Source organism: Pseudarthrobacter sp. rb (assembly GCF_056389225.1).
The window spans coordinates 82,170-97,287 of record NZ_JBWJAR010000003.1 but is presented as its reverse complement, the minus strand read 5'-3'; the positions used below and the strand labels follow the sequence as shown (position 1 = coordinate 97,287).

The window sequence follows — 15,118 nt, the reverse complement described above, 5'->3', positions numbered from 1 at the left end:
GGAAATCAGTGTCAGCACAGGAGCCGGAGCGCGGGGAGCCCACGCCGGCGTGGCCCGGCAACAGACATGACGACGGCGGGTCCGCCGGCGCCGGAGGACCCGGCCCGGCACCTGCCTGGGAGCAGCCGTGGGCGCCGCCGGCAGGCCGGCATTCGGACACAGGCAAGCAGCCCGGCCCAGGGCAGCAATCCGCCGCCGAACAGCAGTGGGCGCCAGTGCACCCGGCGCAGCAGGCACCCGGGTGGGAGGAACGGCGGCCCTGGCAACAGCAGTCGCCGCAGCAACCGCCCCAGTGGCAACAGCGTGGACAGTACCCCTACTCCGACGCGCCGCACTCCGGCCCGCCCTACCCCGGTGTGCCGTACCCCGGTGCGCCTTACGGAGCCTCCCCCTACGGACAGCCCCGCTATGTCGCCCCGCCAAAGCCGGGCATCATCCCCCTGCGTCCCCTGATGTTCGGGGAAATCCTGGATGGCTCGTTCCAGGGCATCCGGCGCAATGCCAAGGCGATGCTGGGCGCCGGCATCCTGGCCCAGTCCCTGTCGGCCATCCTCGCCGCAGTGCTTACAGGGGTCGTTGCAACGTCGTCCGGGTCGATTGAATCCTGGGCGACGACCGCCAGCAGCGCCGACGTCGCATCCCTCGGGATTGGGCTGATGGTTACCTTCGCCTTTCTGTCCATCCTGTCCGTCTTCATGTCCGTGGTTCTCCAGGGCGCCATGGTGGTCCCCGTGGCAAGGTCCGTCCTGAACAGGCCCACCGGCTTCCGGCGCATGCTGTCCTTGGTGCGTCCACGGATCGGGGCGCTGATCAGGCTGGCCGCCGTGCTGGTGGCTGCCGCAGTGGCCGCGATAGCGCTCTTCTTCGCCGTCATCGTGCTCCTGTTCTCCAATGTCCGCGGCGCGGCAGCGCTGCTGGTCATCCCGCTGATGATGGGCTTCGCCGTCCTGTTCCTCTGGGTGGCGATCAAGCTCATGGTGGCGCCTGCCGCCGTCGTCATCGAAGAACTGGGCGCCCTAGCCGGACTGCGCCGCTCGTGGGCCCTCACGCGGGCAAACTGGTGGCGCATCCTTGGCATCACCCTGGTGGTGGGAATCCTGGTCGCTGTCATCACCCAGGTGGTCCTGATCCCCGCAAGCATCCTGCCGACGGTCCTGTCAGGAGTCGTCTCGCCGCACGGCGGCAACGGGCAGGAGGCGACGCTTACCGTGGTCATCAGCATCATTACCGCGGTGGTCGGTGCCCTGGTGGGTGCGGTGGGCTACGCCTTCCAAACGTCTGTCATGGCCTTGCTCTACATGGACCTGCGGATGCGCAAGGACGGCCTGGACATCGTGCTGCTGCGCGACCTGGAGACCGGGGCTGATCCCGACGGGATCCCGGGCCGGAACGCCGGGACCGGCAGCACCCCGTACCCCGGGTACGGCACAGCCCCGGGGGCATGGCCGTATGGCCGCTGAGCCGCCGGTGCTGCCCGGAGCCGACGAGGCCCGGCGATGGGCGGCAGAAGAGTTGGCCAAACCTGAATACCGGGACGCCGCCCCCTCCTGGCTGGACACACTGTGGCGGAACTTCCTCGACTGGCTGCAGTCCCTTGACGGCTCGCCCGGGGATGCCGCACCGGTGCCCAGCCCCGTCATCGCCCTCGTCATTGCCGTCATCATCGCCGCCGCCATCCTCCTTGCCCGCCCCCGGCTGAACGCGCGGGCACGAGAGGCCAGCGACGTGTTCGAAAGGGAAACCGCGCTGACCGCCGGGGACTACCGGAACCGCGCGGAAGCCGCAGCCGCAGCCGCACAATGGGGCGACGCCGTCGTCGACCGTTTCCGTGCGGTGGTCCGCAGCGCCGAGAACCGGACCATCCTTGATCCGCAGCCAGGCAGGACGGCAGACGAAGCCGCGCAGGCGCTGTCCGTGCCGTTCGCCGGTGAATCCCGGCGCCTGGCCCGGGCAGCGGCCACATTTGACGGCATCCGCTACGGAAACAGGGCAGCGGGCAGTGGCGATTACCAGGAAATGGTGGCACTGGACGCGGCATTGGATGCCATGAAACCTGCCGCCGCCGGCAGCACGGTGACACAGTTATGAGCGGACCCACCATTGCCGGCACGGAGCCTGGACAAGGCACGGACGCGGCCCAAGGAACGCGGCAGTCCCAAGGACCTGATCCGACGGGCCGGAAACTCTTGGCCGGCTCGCTGATGAGGTGGCTGCGGCAGCATCGTGCTGCCACCGCAGCAGCAGCGGTGGTGGCAGCTGCACTGGCCCTGGTCATCGGTACGCAGCTGGCGCCCAAGGGTGACAGGCTGCCCCTTTCAGTCCACAATGCCGGACCGGAGGGGGCCAGGGCGCTGAGCGAAATCCTGGGCCGGCACGGAGTTTCTGTCCACACCCCCGGCCGGTTCGACGCTGCGCTGGACGACCTGCACTCAAGCTCCTCCCCCACCCTCCTGCTCTATGACAGGAACGGTGTGCTGGACAGGCAGCAGCTGGCCGGCCTGATGGCTGCTGCTGACCGCATGGTGGTGGTCACCCCCAGGCTGGACACCCTCGCCGCCCTTGACAGCGGCATCCACCAGGCCGGCGTCGTCCCCGACGCCTCTCCGGTCCTTGACCCCGGCTGCACCCAACCTGACGCAGAAGCAGCAGGACAGGTCACGGGCAACAAGGGATTCGTGTACGACGGCGACACCACCTGCTACCGTGCGGCAGGAACCGCCGGGATGCTTGCCGTCAGCGGTGACGGCCGGCTGGCCGTCCTGGGCAGCACGGCGGTCCTGGGCAACGACAAACTGGACGAGCTGGGAAACGCCGCCCTCGCGGTCCGGCTGCTCGGCGCGGCACCGGATCTCGTCTGGTACCTGCCCTCGATCGAAGATGCAGCGGCCAACGGGTCCGGGAAAACCCTCGACGACCTTGCACCGGGCTGGGCCCGCTTCCTGGGCCCCTGGCTGCTGCTGGTGGCGGTCGTTGCCATCCTATGGCGTGGCCGCCGGCACGGGCCGCTGGTGTTCGAACCGTTGCCCGTGGTGGTCAAGGCGGTTGAAACGGCGGAAGGCCGCGCCCGGCTCTACCAGGACTCCCGTGCCGTCGACCAGGCCCGGGACAACCTGCGCGCCGGCCTGCTGGTGCGGCTCTCCGGAAAACTGCGGCTGGGGCCCGGCGCCACAGCGGAGGACACGATTGCCGCAGCAGCCCGGCTCCTTGGCAGGGACCCGGCCGGCGTCCGCGCCTTGGTTAATGAACGCCCCACAACAGAAGCCCGGCTGGTGGCCTGGTCCCAGGCCCTGGACAAATTGGAGAAAGAGGTCATGACCCGATGAGTGAACAGAGCAGTGGCCCGGGGGTCCTGAACCTCACAGACCCCAACAGCCCGATGAACGACGACGGCCCACGGCAGGCGCTGCTTGCCGTCCGCCGCGAGGTGGCCAAGGCAGTGGTGGGACAGGATGCCACGGTCACGGGCCTGCTGATCGCCCTGCTTTCGCAGGGGCATGTGCTGCTGGAAGGCGTACCGGGGGTCGCCAAGACCCTGCTGGTCCGGGCGTTGTCCTCCGCCCTGAGCCTGGACACCAAGCGGGTGCAGTTCACCCCCGACCTCATGCCCGGCGATGTCACGGGATCGCTGGTTTACGACTCCCATACGTCCGAGTTCAGCTTCCGGGAAGGACCGGTCTTCACCAACCTCCTGTTGGCCGATGAGATTAACCGGACCCCGCCAAAAACCCAGGCTTCCCTCCTCGAAGCCATGGAAGAGCGGCAGGTGTCCGTGGACGGGGCAGCCAGGCGTCTCCCGGCCCCGTTCCTGGTGGCGGCAACCCAGAACCCGGTGGAATACGAGGGGACGTATCCGCTGCCCGAGGCGCAACTGGACCGGTTCCTGCTCAAGCTGACCATGCCCTTGCCCGGACGCGGCGAGGAGATTGAGGTCATCCGCCGGCATGCCGCCGGATTCGATCCCCGGGACCTGGCAGCAGCCGGCGTCCGGGCCGTGGCGGGCGCGGAGGACCTGGAACGGGCACGGGAAGCTGTGAACCGCGTAGCGGTGGAACCGGAAATTATCGGCTACATCGTTGACCTGGTGCGCGCCACCAGGGCCGCTCCCTCCTTCCAGCTTGGTGTTTCACCGCGCGGTGCCACTGCCCTGCTCAATACATCCAGGTCTTGGGCCTGGCTCTCGGGGCGTCCTTTCGTCACCCCCGACGACGTCAAGGCCCTGGCCTTGCCCTGCCTGCGGCACCGGGTGGCGCTGCAGCCCGAAGCCCAAATGGACGGGGTCCGGGTGGACGACGTCCTGGGCAGCATCCTGGCCTCCGTCCCTGTTCCCCGCTGATGGCCGTCTCGGGGCGCTTCGTGGCGGTGGTGCTGCTGGGCCTGGTGCCGGTGCTGCTGTTCCCGGGATGGTTGACCGTGTTCACCACGGCCGCCGTGCTCGTTGCCCTGTTGGGCGTCGACCTGTTGTTGGCAGGATCCCCCAAGCGGGTGGGTGCGGTACGCGCGGAGCCGGAGAACGTCACGCTCAACAACGCGGTGGAGGCGGTCCTCACGCTCCGCAACGGGGGCACCCGCAGGCTCCGGGGATCGTTCAGGGACGGGTGGCAACCATCAGCGGGCGCCCAAAATCCCGTCCAGGCCATCGACGTCCCGGCCGGCGAAAGCAGGCGGTTCGCGGTCAGGCTCCGGCCGGTCCGTCGGGGGGACCTCGCTGCACCGCATGTGACCATCCGTTCCTATGGTCCGCTCCGCCTGGCAGCCCGGCAGCGGACCATCGATTGCCCCGGCTCGGTGCGGGTGCTGCCGCCGTTCCATTCCCGCCGGCATCTGCCCTCGAAGCTGCGGAAGCTGCGCGAACTCGACGGCAAGGCCGCCGTCCAGATCCGTGGCGCCGGCACGGAGTTCGATTCCCTGCGTGACTATGTCCGCGGCGATGACGTGCGGTCCATTGACTGGCGCGCCACGGCCAGGCGCTCCTCGGTGGTGGTCAGGACCTGGCGCCCGGAACGGGACCGGCGGGTGGTCATGGTCCTGGATACCTCCCGCACGTCCGCGGCGAGGATCGCCGACGAAACGCGGCTGGACACCGGGATCGAGGCTGCGCTCCTCCTGGGCGTGCTGGCCGAACGGGGCGGCGACCGGGTGGACTTCGTGGCCTTCGACCGCAGGACCCGGGCGCGCGCCGGTTCCGCAGGCCAAGGCAACATCCTGGGCCGGCTGGTCCAGGCGATGGCTCCCCTTGAGGCAGAGCTGATCGAGATGGACTGGCCGGCTGTCCCGGCGCAGGTCCGCGCCGTCTCCGCGCACCGGTCCCTCGTGGTGCTGCTGACGTCGCTGGACAGCGGAGCTCCCGAGGAAGGCCTGCTGCCCGTGGCGGAGCGGCTGGCCAGCCAGCACGTGGTGGTGGTGGCGGCGGTCCGCGACCCCCAGCTGGGCACCATGCTCCGGGAACGCAGCGACGCCACCGGTGTCTTCCGTGCGGCTGCCGCCGAGCGCGCCCTCCTGCAGCGCGCGGCGGTCACCGCCGAACTGCGCCGCTACGGCGCAGAGGTGGTGGACGCGGAGCCCCACGACCTGCCACCCCGGCTTGCGGACATGTACATCCGGCTCAAGGCTGCCGGTAGATTGTGAAGCCGGAGGCAGACAGCGCCGCCGCAGGCAACAGGAGGTCCACGTTATGAGCGTCCCCATCTACCGGCAGGCCCTGGGCTCCGGGTTCTCCCGGCTGCAGCCAGAGCTTCAGGAGTACTTCTCGCTGGCACCGGGTTCCGGACAGTACGGGGTAGGGGAAGGAACGTTCGACGTCGTGGGGTGCCGCCAGCGGTGGCTGCGCCCTTTGCTGCGGCTGGCGGGCGGGGAAGAGGCCTTTTTCCCGGAATACGGTGAGAACATCCCGTTCCGGATCGAGAACCACGCCCACCAGGATCCGTTCGGCCGCTCCAGCCTTACCGCCCGCCGTGAAATCCGCCTCCCGGACCGCACCCGGCTCTTCCAGGACACCACCAGTGCCACCCGAAGGGATGGCAACACCCAACTGGTGGACTACGTGGGACGCTACCGGCGGCTGGTGACGGACCTGAACCTGAGTGTCACGGCCGAGGGAAGGCTGCGTGGCGTTTCTGAGGCATCGAGGCTCTTCGTGGGTCCTCTGCGGGTACCGCTCCCGGCCGCCCTCGACGCCAAGGCTTACGCCGAGCAGTGGTGGGACCCGGCCGAAGGCAGCAATGGACGGCACCGCATCCAGGTGAAGGTCATCCAGCCGCAGATCGGCCTGGTCCTGGTGTACGCCGGGGCCTTCGACTACCGCTTGCGCCCCTACACCGGCGGCAGTTCCGCCCAAAGCTACCTGCCCCGCTACGCCCAGCCGGACCGCTGGGAGAACAGGGTGTAGCTAACCCAGCGCCTGCTGGTTCAGGCCGTCGGCCACCTGGGTGAGCCGGTGCAGGACGGCCGTGGCCTGGGCGGGTGTGTGGCCGGCCAGCCCTTCCGAGGGCGTCACCCGGATAGCGCCCAGCAGCGACGGCGGCAGGCCCAGCTGGTGCCAGGGGCGCCAGACGGATTCCACGCACTGGGCCACTTTGGGCAGGCGACCGCCGGCAGGCACGTCCAGGGCACCGGCCCAGAACTGTTTTCCAGCCTCCACCGCTCCGGCCACCTGCTCCCACTGGCGGTTGGTCAATGCCTTCAGCGGCAACGCGACGCCGTCAGCCCCTGCCGAGAGGGCCAGGTCGATGGGGGCTTCGATTTCGGGGAAGGACACGACAACCTCGGCTGCACCGGCGGCCCGCAGGGAGTCCAGGACCAGGCGCCAAGACTCGCGTGCTTCCGATTCCGCAATGGCGCGGAGGGTGCGGTAACCGCTGGCGGTGGGTAAGGTCCCGGCCAGGACGGCGGCAATGGCGGGCTCGTCCACCTGCACCACGAGCCGGGCGCCGGGCACGGCCGCGGCCACCCTGTTGAGGTAACCGGCCACGCCCGCCGCGAGGGAGGCGGCCAGGTCCCTTCGGGCGCCGTAGTCCAGCAGGGCGCGTTCACCGTTGTGCAGGTACAAGCCGGCGGCAAGGCTCAGCGGTCCCACCAACTGCACTTTGAGTTCACCCGCCGATACGTCTTCCGCGCCGACAACATCGGCCAGGACGTTCAGGTCGGTCGACAGCGCCGACGCTGCCCGCCGCATGTCCTTGCCCGGGCGGTCCACGAGCCGCCAGCCGTGCGGCTGCACATCCACCGCGAGTTCCTCCAGGAGGGAGGCGGTACGGCCCAGGGCGTCGGAACCGACCCCACGGTCCGGCAGTTCAGCCAGGAAGGGAAGGTGCGGGCTGCCAAGCTCCCCGCGGATGCTCCTGGCGGCTTCCAGCGGATCCTCGCCCGGCCAAGGGCCCAGGCCGGTGGCCGTGACTTCTTTGGCCCTGGCCTGGGTGGAAGAGGCTGCGTTTAATGAGGAAGCGTTTGATGGATCACCGGTGAAAGGGGCGCCCGCCGGAAGCGGGCCGGCGCCCGCATGGCGCTGTTCCCGGTTCACGCCAGCGCGGAGGTCTGCGGTTGCTGGCCGGAGGAGGCCTGGTGGTCCTCGGCAATGGCCTCGTGGTGGCGGATCACTTCGCCGATGATGAAGTTGAGGAACTTCTCGGCGAAGGCCGGGTCGAGGTGGGCATCCTCGGCAAGGCGGCGCAGCCGGGCGATCTGCGCGACTTCACGCCCCGGGTCACCGGCGGGGAGGCGGTGGTTTGCCTTCAGGAAGCCCACTTTTTGCGTCGCCTTGAAGCGCTCGGCCAGGAGGTACACCAAGGTGGCGTCGATGTTGTCAATGCTGGAGCGGATGGACAGCAGTTCAGCCATCACCGAATCGTCCACGTGGCCTGCAAGCGAGCTGGCGGATGGATCAAATTCGTCGGCGCCAGGAGAGCTGGGGTTGTGCTGCGTCATGGCTCCAGTCTAGGGGAGCCGGAGGAACCACCGCGGGTGTGAAGCGCCGGTGCCGCCCATCTGGCGGCACCGGCGCTGTCCGTGGCAGGACTGCCTGCAGGCCTTCCAGCGGGTCAGATTCCCAGGAGCGCGCGGTGCTCCTCCCGGCGTTTGGCCTGTTCGGCCGGGTCCGGCACCGGCAGGGAGGCGATCAGCCGGCGGGTGTAGTCGTGCTGGGGGTTGCCCATGACCTGGCTGCCGATCCCCTGCTCCACCAGTTTGCCCTTGTACAGCACGCCCACCCAGGAGGACAGGATGTCCACCACGGCAAGATCGTGACTGATGAACAGGCAGCCGAACCCGAACTCTTCCTGGATGTCCCGGAAAAGCTCGAGAACTTTTGCCTGCACCGAAACGTCGAGGGCCGACGTCGGCTCATCCGCTATCAGCAGCCTGGGGTTCAGGCTCAGTGCCCGCGCCAGTGATGCCCGCTGCCGCTGGCCGCCGGACAGTTCGTGCGGGTACCGTCCCGCATACGACGCCGGCAGCTGGACGGATTCAAGCAACTCGCCAACGCGCTTGCGGGCCTGGGCGTCGCTTGGCCGGGTGTGGATGAGCATGGGTTCGGCGATGCACTCGCCGATGGTCAACTGCGGGTTGAAGGAGGCGGCGGGGTCCTGGAACACGAAGCCGATGTCCTTGCGCAGGGGTTTGAACGTGCGTTCCCGAAGGTTCAGCATCTCGTAGCCCAGTACTTTGAGGCTGCCGCCGGTGGTTCGGTTCAATCCGGCGATGGCACGGCCGATGGTTGTCTTGCCGGAGCCCGACTCCCCCACCAGGCCGAAGACCTCACCCCTGGCCAGGGTGAAGCTGACACCGTCAACGGCTTTGAAGGCCGGTGTCCCCAGCCGACCCGGGTACTCAATCTCCAGGTTGTCGGCGGCCACCAGCACTTCCTCATCCTGGTGGGGCCGCTCGGTGAGGCCTTCCGACGCCGAATTGCGGCCCAGGTGCGGCACCGCGGCAAGGAGGTTGCGGGTGTAGTCCTGCTTTGGTTCAGCGAAGAGCGTCTTCGCGGGGGCTTCCTCCACGACGTCGCCCTGGTACATCACCACTACCCGGTCCGCCAGGTCGGCCACGACCCCCATGTTGTGGGTGATCAGCACGATCGAGGTGCCGTATTTGCCCCGAAGGTCCCGGAGGAGTTCCAGGATTTCCGCCTGGACGGTGACATCCAGGGCGGTGGTGGGCTCGTCGGCAACAATCAGGCCGGGGTTCAGCGCCAGGGCGGCCGCGATCACCACGCGCTGCTTCTGGCCGCCGGAAAACTGGTGCGGGTAGTAGTTGACCCGGTGCTCGGGGTCGGGGATGCCCACCTTGCCCAGCGCCTCGATGGCCCGGGCTTTGGCCTCCTTGGCAGACACACGTCCCCCGCCGTTGGCACCGGCGTGGGCACGGATGCCTTCGGCAATCTGCCAACCGACGGTGAACACGGGGTTCAGGGCGGTGGAGGGCTCCTGGAACACCATGGCCACGTCCCGGCCGCGGATTTGGCGCAGCCGGCTGGGGCTGAGGCTGATGACGTTGGCACCGTTGATCAGCACCGCGCCGGAACTCACAGCCGTTTCCGGGAGCAGGCCCAGGATGGTCTTTGCGGTGACGGTCTTGCCGGAGCCGGATTCCCCCACAATGGCCAGGACCTCACCCGCCTTGACGTCCAGGCTCACATCCTTGACGGCGTACACGTCGCCACCGTCCGTGGCGAAGGTGACCTTCAGGTGGTCGATGTCCAGGACTGTCTTCCGGTCCTGCTCCAGACGGCCGGACAGTGGACCGGGATTTTCGGAACCGGGGTTTTCGCTCACGGGTTGCTCAATTCTGTTTCGGGGCCGGATTCATGCGGAGCCGCGGGCCCAGCAGGAGTGGCCGGTACGCCAGCGGGTGCCGCCTTGCGGCTGCTGCGCTTGCGGCCGCGGAGTCGCGGATCGTTGAGGTCGTTAATGCTTTCGCCCACCAGCGTCAGCCCGAGGACGGTCCAGACAATGGCCAGGCCGGGGAACAGCCCGGTCCACCAGATGCCCGATGTGGTGTCCGCGAGCGCCTTGTTCAGGTCGAAGCCCCACTCGGCCGCCGAGCTCGGCTCAATGCCGAAGCCCAGGAAGCCCAGCCCGGCCAGGGTCAGAATGGCTTCGGAGGCGTTGAGGGTGAAGATCAGCGGCAGGGTCCGGGTGGCATTGCGGTAGATGTGCCGGGTCATGATGCGGATGTTGGAGGCACCCACCACCTTTGCGGACTCGACGAAGGGCTCCGCCTTGAGCCGGATGGTCTCGGCACGGATCACCCTGAAGTACTGCGGGATGAACACCACCGTGATGGAAATGGCGGCGGCCAGGATCCCGCCGAACAGGCTGGACTGTCCACCACTGATGACGATGGCCATAACGATGGCCACCAGCAGTGACGGGAAGGCATAGATGGCATCGGCCACGACCACCAGGACGCGGTCCAGCCACCCCCCGATGTAACCACTGACCAGGCCGAGGATGACACCGGCGAAAATTGAGAGGATGACGGCCACGATGATGACCAGGAGCGCCGTCTGCGTACCCCAGATCACGCGGGACAGGACGTCGTAACCGCCCACCGTGGTGCCGAGGAGGTGCTTGCCGCCGGGCGCCTGCTGGGTGGGGAAGCTGCCGTCAGCGTCCGACAGCTGCGCGAAGCCATAGGGGGCCAGCAGCGGCGCGGCAAGGGCCGTCAGCAGGAAGATGCTGGTGAGGACGAGCCCCACCACCAGCATGAAGCGCTGCAGTCCGACGCTCTTGTTGAAGTGCGAAACAACCGGCAGCCGCCGGATCATGGATGCCCGTGGGTTGGCGACGGGTTCAAGGGTGGTGTCGGCAGACATTTCAGTACCTCACGCGGGGGTCGATCAGCGCGGCGATGATGTCCACGATGAAGTTGGTGACGGCGACGATGACGGCCAGCAGCACCACGATGCCCTGGACAGCTACGAAGTCGCGCGCCGTGAGGTAATTGGCGAGCTGGAACCCGAGGCCTTTCCATTCGAAGGTGGTCTCAGTCAGCACGGCGCCTCCGAGCAGCACCGCAATCTGCAGGCCCATGACTGTGATGATCGGGATCAGCGCCGGCTTGTAGGCGTGCTTGGTGACCAGGCGGAACTCGCTGACGCCGCGTGAACGGCCGGCCTCGATGTAGTCCTTGCCCAAGGTGCCGATGACGTTGGTCCGGACAAGGCGCAGGAAGACTCCGGCCGTCAGGAAGCCCAACGCCACCGCCGGAAGGACAGCATGTGACATGACGTCGCTGAAGGCGGCCATGTTTCCGCTGCGCAGGGCGTCCAGCCAGTAGATGCCGGTGGGTGCCTCCAGCGCGGTGAGGGACAGTTCCGTCCGGGTGCCTGCGCGGCCCGCTACCGGCAGCCAGCCCAGCCACACGGAGAACACGAGTTTGAGCAGCATGCCCGCGAAGAAGACGGGGGTGGCGTAGAACAGGATGGCCAGGATCCGGAGCACTGCATCCGGCAGGTGGTCGCGCCGGTGGGCGGCGACCATGCCAAGCGGGATCCCCACCAGCAGCGCGACGATGAGCGCGTTGATTGCCAGCTCCAAGGTGGCCGACCCGTAGGTGGTCAGCATCTCGGTGACCTTGCGGTTGTCCGAGAGGGTGGTGCCGAAGTTCCCGGTGACCAGTTGGCCCAGGTATTCGAAGTACTGCACGAGCAGGGGCCGGTCGTATCCGGCGGCGTGGATCCGTTCCTGCAGCTGTTCCGGGGGCAGCCGGCCGCCCATGGCGGCGGTGATGGGGTCACCGGTGATCCGCATCAGGAAGAACACCATGGTGACGAGGATGAGGATGGTGGGGAAGATCAGGAGGAAGCGGACCAGGATGTACTGGCCCAGCCCTCCGCCTGTTTGTTTTTTCTTGGGCGGAAGGAGTGCGTCGGCGTCACTGGGTGGCGCGTCAATCAAAGTTGTCATCGGTACCTGGATTCGTGGTGACCGGGAGCCAGCAGTCCCCTCGTTGCTGGCTGATGACCGGCAAAAGGCGGGACACCGTTGCGGCGTCCCGCCTCTGGCCCGTCAGAGCCCGATGGGGGTGGAGTGCTTACTTGGACAGGACGCCAAGGCGGGTCTTGAAGGACGGATCAAGGGTCTTTTCGACACCCTTGACGTCCTTCCCGGCCACCAGCAGCTGCGAGCCCTGGAGGAGCGGCAGCGTGGACAGGTCCTTGGCAACGGCCGTCTGGACGTCGCCGATCAGCTTCTGGCGCTCGGTCTTGTCCGGCGTGGTGAGCTGCTTCTGCACGAGGTCCGTGACCGTGGGGTTCTCGTAGTGGTTCTTCAGGAAGTTGCCCGGGATGAAGAACGGCGTGAGGTAGTTGTCCGCATCCGAGTAGTCCGGGAACCAGCCCAGCTGGTAGACGGGGTAGGCGTCGGCGGTACGGGCCTTGGAGTAGGTCACCCATTCGGTGGACTGCAGGTCCACGGTGAACAGGCCCGACTTCTCCAGCTGCTCCTTGATCATGGCGTACTCATCACCGGAGGACTTGCCGTAGTGGTCGGGGTTGTATTGCAGCTTCACGTTGACCGGGCCGGTGACTCCGGCGTCCGCCAGGGTCTTCTTGGCCTTGTCCAGGCTCGGTTTGCCGTTGCCGTCGCCGTACAGCTCCTTCATGGGCTGGGTTGCTCCGGGCAGGCCGTCCGGAACCACGGAGTACGCCGGGACGTAGGTGCCCTTGTAGACCTGGTCGGAGATGGCCTGGCGGTCCACGATGTCAGCCATGGCCTGCCGCACCGCGAGGGCCTTGGCGGGGTTGGCTTCCGGTGTCTTGGCGCCGAAGGGCATGGTGTCGAAGTTGAAGACGATGTAGCGCAGTTCGCCGCCGGGTCCCTTGTACACCTTGACCTTGGAATCCTTGTCCAGGTCTGCGGCGTCGGTTGCGGTCAGGCTGCGGCCGGCAACGTCGATATTGCCGCCCTGGACGTCCAGCTTGAGGTTGTTGGAGTCGGCGTAGTACTTGATGACGGCGCTGTCATTGGCCGGCTTGCCCAGCAGTCCACTGTAGTCAGCGTTGGCCTTGAGGCTGACAAGTTCGTTCTTCTTGTAGGAATCGATGGTGTAGGGGCCGGCAAAGGGCTTGCCGGCGACGATGTCCTCATCGCTCATCACCTTGTCCGCCGGGAAGACTTCCTCGTCGACGATGGGGCCGGTGTTGGTGCCCAGGACACTGGGGAACACCTGGTCATTCCCTGCTTTGAGGTTGAACACCACAGTGGTGTCGTCCTTGACGTCAACGGACTTGAGGTTCGAGAGCAGGGACGCCGGTCCGTTGGGGTCGTCGATCTTCACCACGCGGTCGTAGGAGAACTTCACGTCCGAAGCGGTAAGCGCGTGGCCGTTGGCGAACTTCAGGTTGGGCTTGAGCTTCACCGTGAACTCTGTCGGTGAGGTAAAGGACGCGGACTCAGCGATGTCCGGGCTGACCTCAGCCGAGCCGGGCTTGGAGTTCATCAGGAAGGGGTAGACCTGGTTCATCACCAGGAAGGACCCTGCGTCGTAGGAGCCGGCGGGGTCGAGGGTAACGACTTTGTCCGTCGTTCCGAAAGTGATGGCACCGCCACCGGCGTTTCCGGTAGACGTTCCTCCGCCGCCGCCGCCCGAGGGCCCTGTGCAGGCTGTCAGGGCCAGGGCGGAGATGCCTGCCAGCGCGATGGCGCGGTGCAGGGCCGTTGTGCTCTTGATCATCTGTGAACTTCTTTCCGATGAGTACGCGCACGCCCGCGGTCATAGGTTGATAGCCCCAGACGCCGGCGTGCAGTGCTGATCCCTAGATTGAATCAGAGAGTCAGCCCTCGGGACGGCCGTTTTTGTGAGTTCAAACACAAAATTTTCCTAAAAGTTACCCGGCGGGGCCCAGCAGCACCGTCAAGGGACGCCTGCCCGGGCACAGCAAAGCACCGCCACGGCAGAACCGTGGCGGTGCTGAAGGCGGCCGGATTACAGCGCGGCGCGCTGGAGCGAGCGGGCGGCGTCGATGGTGGCCTGGCCCAGCACCCTGCTGCCCTGGTACAGCACCACCGTCTGGCCCGGTGCGACGCCGCGCAGCGGCGTCACCAGACGGACCACCAACTGGCTTGCCCGGGTGCCTTCAGTGGAGGGCTCCATCCGAGCGGTGGCCGGAACCGGGTCCCCGTGCGCCCGGACCTGCGCGTAGCATTCGAACTCGGCGCCTGTTTCCACCTCGGCGATGGGCAGGCCCGCCCAGGAGACCTTGATGCCGCGGATCTCATCGATGGCCAGCAGCGCCTCGGGGCCCACCACCACTTTGTTTTCCTTGGGCCGGATTTCCAGGACGAAGCGGGGCTTGCCGTCGGCGGCGGGGGTTCCTAGTTTGAGGCCGCGCCGCTGGCCGACGGTGAAGGCGTTGGCGCCGGGGTGCTCCCCTACCTTCGCGCCGGTTTCATCCACGATGTCACCTTGGGCCATGTCGATCTTCTCGGCCAGCCAGCCGGCGGTGTCGCCGTCGGGAATGAAGCAGATGTCGTGGCTGTCGGGTTTGTTGGCGACGGAGAGGCCCCGCCGTTCCGCTTCGGCACGTACCTCAGCCTTGGAGGGGGTGTCCGCCAGCGGGAACATGGAATGCTTGAGCTGCTCGTGGGTGAGGACGCCCAGGACGTAGCTCTGGTCCTTGGCCCAGTCCGCCGCACGGTGCAGTTCCCGGTTGCCGTCAGCGTCCTCGATGACCTTGGCGTAGTGGCCCGTGCAGACGGCGTCGAAGCCCAGCGCGATGGCCTTTTCCAGCAGGGCGGCAAACTTGATGCGCTCGTTGCAGCGCATACAGGGGTTCGGCGTCCGGCCGGCGGCGTATTCGTCAATGAAGTCCTGGACGACGTCTTCCTTGAAGCGCTCGGAGAAATCCCACACGTAATAGGGAATGCCCAGAACGTCGCAGGCACGCCAGGCGTCCCGGGAATCCTCGATGGTGCAGCAGCCGCGGCTGCCCGTGCGCAGGGTGCCCGGCATGCGCGAAAGGGCCAGGTGGACGCCGACGACGTCGTGCCCGGCTTCCACCGCGCGGGCGGCGGCAACGGCAGAGTCAACTCCACCGCTCATGGCTGCTAGTACTCGCATGCTGGCTTTCTGTTGGGGGATGCCCGCTGCCCGGGGCCGTGCTTGACGTACCGGCGGCGGAAAC

At 67.4% G+C, this 15,118-nt stretch carries 13 protein-coding genes; 6 read left to right on the top strand and 7 right to left on the bottom strand.

The window, feature by feature from the left end:
* The first annotated feature begins 8 nt into the window (after positions 1 to 8).
* The 6 genes from ACWRN3_RS05500 to ACWRN3_RS05475 are packed head-to-tail and all read left to right on the top strand — an operon-like array spanning position 9 to position 6,385.
* A complete protein-coding gene (locus ACWRN3_RS05500) occupies positions 9 to 1,460 on the top strand; it encodes a DUF7847 domain-containing protein (protein ID WP_476740060.1) in 1,452 nt (483 codons plus the stop codon).
* Positions 1,450 to 2,088, top strand: a complete 639-nt coding sequence (locus tag ACWRN3_RS05495; RefSeq protein WP_324642474.1) for a DUF4129 domain-containing protein — start codon at positions 1,450 to 1,452, stop codon at positions 2,086 to 2,088. Before ACWRN3_RS05500 ends, ACWRN3_RS05495 begins: the two co-directional genes overlap by 11 nt.
* On the top strand, positions 2,085 to 3,323 hold the full coding sequence (locus tag ACWRN3_RS05490; protein ID WP_476740059.1) for a DUF4350 domain-containing protein: 1,239 nt from the start codon (positions 2,085 to 2,087) through the stop codon (positions 3,321 to 3,323). Before ACWRN3_RS05495 ends, ACWRN3_RS05490 begins: the two co-directional genes overlap by 4 nt.
* Entirely contained in the window at positions 3,320 to 4,333 is a 1,014-nt protein-coding gene (locus tag ACWRN3_RS05485; RefSeq protein WP_476740058.1) for an AAA family ATPase, read from the top strand. The genes ACWRN3_RS05490 and ACWRN3_RS05485 overlap by 4 nt, the downstream gene beginning before the upstream one ends.
* Positions 4,333 to 5,625 carry a DUF58 domain-containing protein gene (locus tag ACWRN3_RS05480; protein WP_324642477.1) on the top strand — a complete coding sequence of 431 codons (1,293 nt, stop codon included), beginning with the start codon at positions 4,333 to 4,335 and terminating at the stop codon, positions 5,623 to 5,625. Before ACWRN3_RS05485 ends, ACWRN3_RS05480 begins: the two co-directional genes overlap by 1 nt.
* Positions 5,626 to 5,671: 46 nt before the next feature.
* Positions 5,672 to 6,385, top strand: coding sequence for a DUF4166 domain-containing protein (locus tag ACWRN3_RS05475; RefSeq protein ID WP_476740057.1), 714 nt, complete (start codon positions 5,672 to 5,674; stop codon positions 6,383 to 6,385).
* Here the strand turns inward: ACWRN3_RS05475 and ACWRN3_RS05470 are convergent, their stop codons facing one another.
* The 7 genes from ACWRN3_RS05470 to mnmA form a co-directional block, all read right to left on the bottom strand.
* Positions 6,386 to 7,516, bottom strand: a complete 1,131-nt coding sequence (locus ACWRN3_RS05470; RefSeq protein WP_476740056.1) for a uroporphyrinogen decarboxylase/cobalamine-independent methonine synthase family protein — start codon at positions 7,514 to 7,516, stop codon at positions 6,386 to 6,388.
* Entirely contained in the window at positions 7,513 to 7,920 is a 408-nt protein-coding gene (locus ACWRN3_RS05465; protein WP_476740055.1) for a chorismate mutase, read from the bottom strand. The genes ACWRN3_RS05470 and ACWRN3_RS05465 overlap by 4 nt, the downstream gene beginning before the upstream one ends.
* 113 nt (positions 7,921 to 8,033) lie before the next feature.
* On the bottom strand, positions 8,034 to 9,728 hold the full coding sequence (locus tag ACWRN3_RS05460; RefSeq protein WP_476740187.1) for an ABC transporter ATP-binding protein: 1,695 nt from the start codon (positions 9,726 to 9,728) through the stop codon (positions 8,034 to 8,036).
* A 32-nt stretch (positions 9,729 to 9,760) separates the two neighbouring features.
* Positions 9,761 to 10,807, bottom strand: a complete 1,047-nt coding sequence (locus ACWRN3_RS05455; RefSeq protein WP_324642481.1) for an ABC transporter permease — start codon at positions 10,805 to 10,807, stop codon at positions 9,761 to 9,763.
* 1 nt (position 10,808) lies between these two features.
* Entirely contained in the window at positions 10,809 to 11,900 is a 1,092-nt protein-coding gene (locus ACWRN3_RS05450; RefSeq protein WP_255172674.1) for an ABC transporter permease, read from the bottom strand.
* A gap of 127 nt (positions 11,901 to 12,027) precedes the next feature.
* The gene (locus ACWRN3_RS05445; RefSeq protein WP_324642482.1) at positions 12,028 to 13,668 is read right to left on the bottom strand and encodes an ABC transporter substrate-binding protein; all 1,641 of its coding nucleotides are present in this window, start codon (positions 13,666 to 13,668) and stop codon (positions 12,028 to 12,030) included.
* A gap of 252 nt (positions 13,669 to 13,920) precedes the next feature.
* Positions 13,921 to 15,054 carry a tRNA 2-thiouridine(34) synthase MnmA gene (gene mnmA / locus ACWRN3_RS05440; protein ID WP_324642483.1) on the bottom strand — a complete coding sequence of 378 codons (1,134 nt, stop codon included), beginning with the start codon at positions 15,052 to 15,054 and terminating at the stop codon, positions 13,921 to 13,923.
* Positions 15,055 to 15,118: the final 64 nt, after the last annotated feature.

Excerpts from the sequence above, each read along its gene's own strand:
- ACWRN3_RS05450 (WP_255172674.1), bottom strand. The coding sequence starts at position 11,900 with ATGACAACTTTGATTGACGCGCCACCCAGTGACGCCGACGCACTCCTT.
- mnmA (WP_324642483.1), bottom strand. The coding sequence starts at position 15,054 with ATGCGAGTACTAGCAGCCATGAGCGGTGGAGTTGACTCTGCCGTTGCC.
- ACWRN3_RS05485 (WP_476740058.1), top strand. The coding sequence starts at position 3,320 with ATGAGTGAACAGAGCAGTGGCCCGGGGGTCCTGAACCTCACAGACCCC.
- ACWRN3_RS05495 (WP_324642474.1), top strand. The coding sequence starts at position 1,450 with ATGGCCGCTGAGCCGCCGGTGCTGCCCGGAGCCGACGAGGCCCGGCGA.
- ACWRN3_RS05480 (WP_324642477.1), top strand. The coding sequence starts at position 4,333 with ATGGCCGTCTCGGGGCGCTTCGTGGCGGTGGTGCTGCTGGGCCTGGTG.
- ACWRN3_RS05465 (WP_476740055.1), bottom strand. The coding sequence starts at position 7,920 with ATGACGCAGCACAACCCCAGCTCTCCTGGCGCCGACGAATTTGATCCA.
- ACWRN3_RS05475 (WP_476740057.1), top strand. The coding sequence starts at position 5,672 with ATGAGCGTCCCCATCTACCGGCAGGCCCTGGGCTCCGGGTTCTCCCGG.
- ACWRN3_RS05445 (WP_324642482.1), bottom strand. The coding sequence starts at position 13,668 with ATGATCAAGAGCACAACGGCCCTGCACCGCGCCATCGCGCTGGCAGGC.
- ACWRN3_RS05490 (WP_476740059.1), top strand. The coding sequence starts at position 2,085 with ATGAGCGGACCCACCATTGCCGGCACGGAGCCTGGACAAGGCACGGAC.
- ACWRN3_RS05455 (WP_324642481.1), bottom strand. The coding sequence starts at position 10,807 with ATGTCTGCCGACACCACCCTTGAACCCGTCGCCAACCCACGGGCATCC.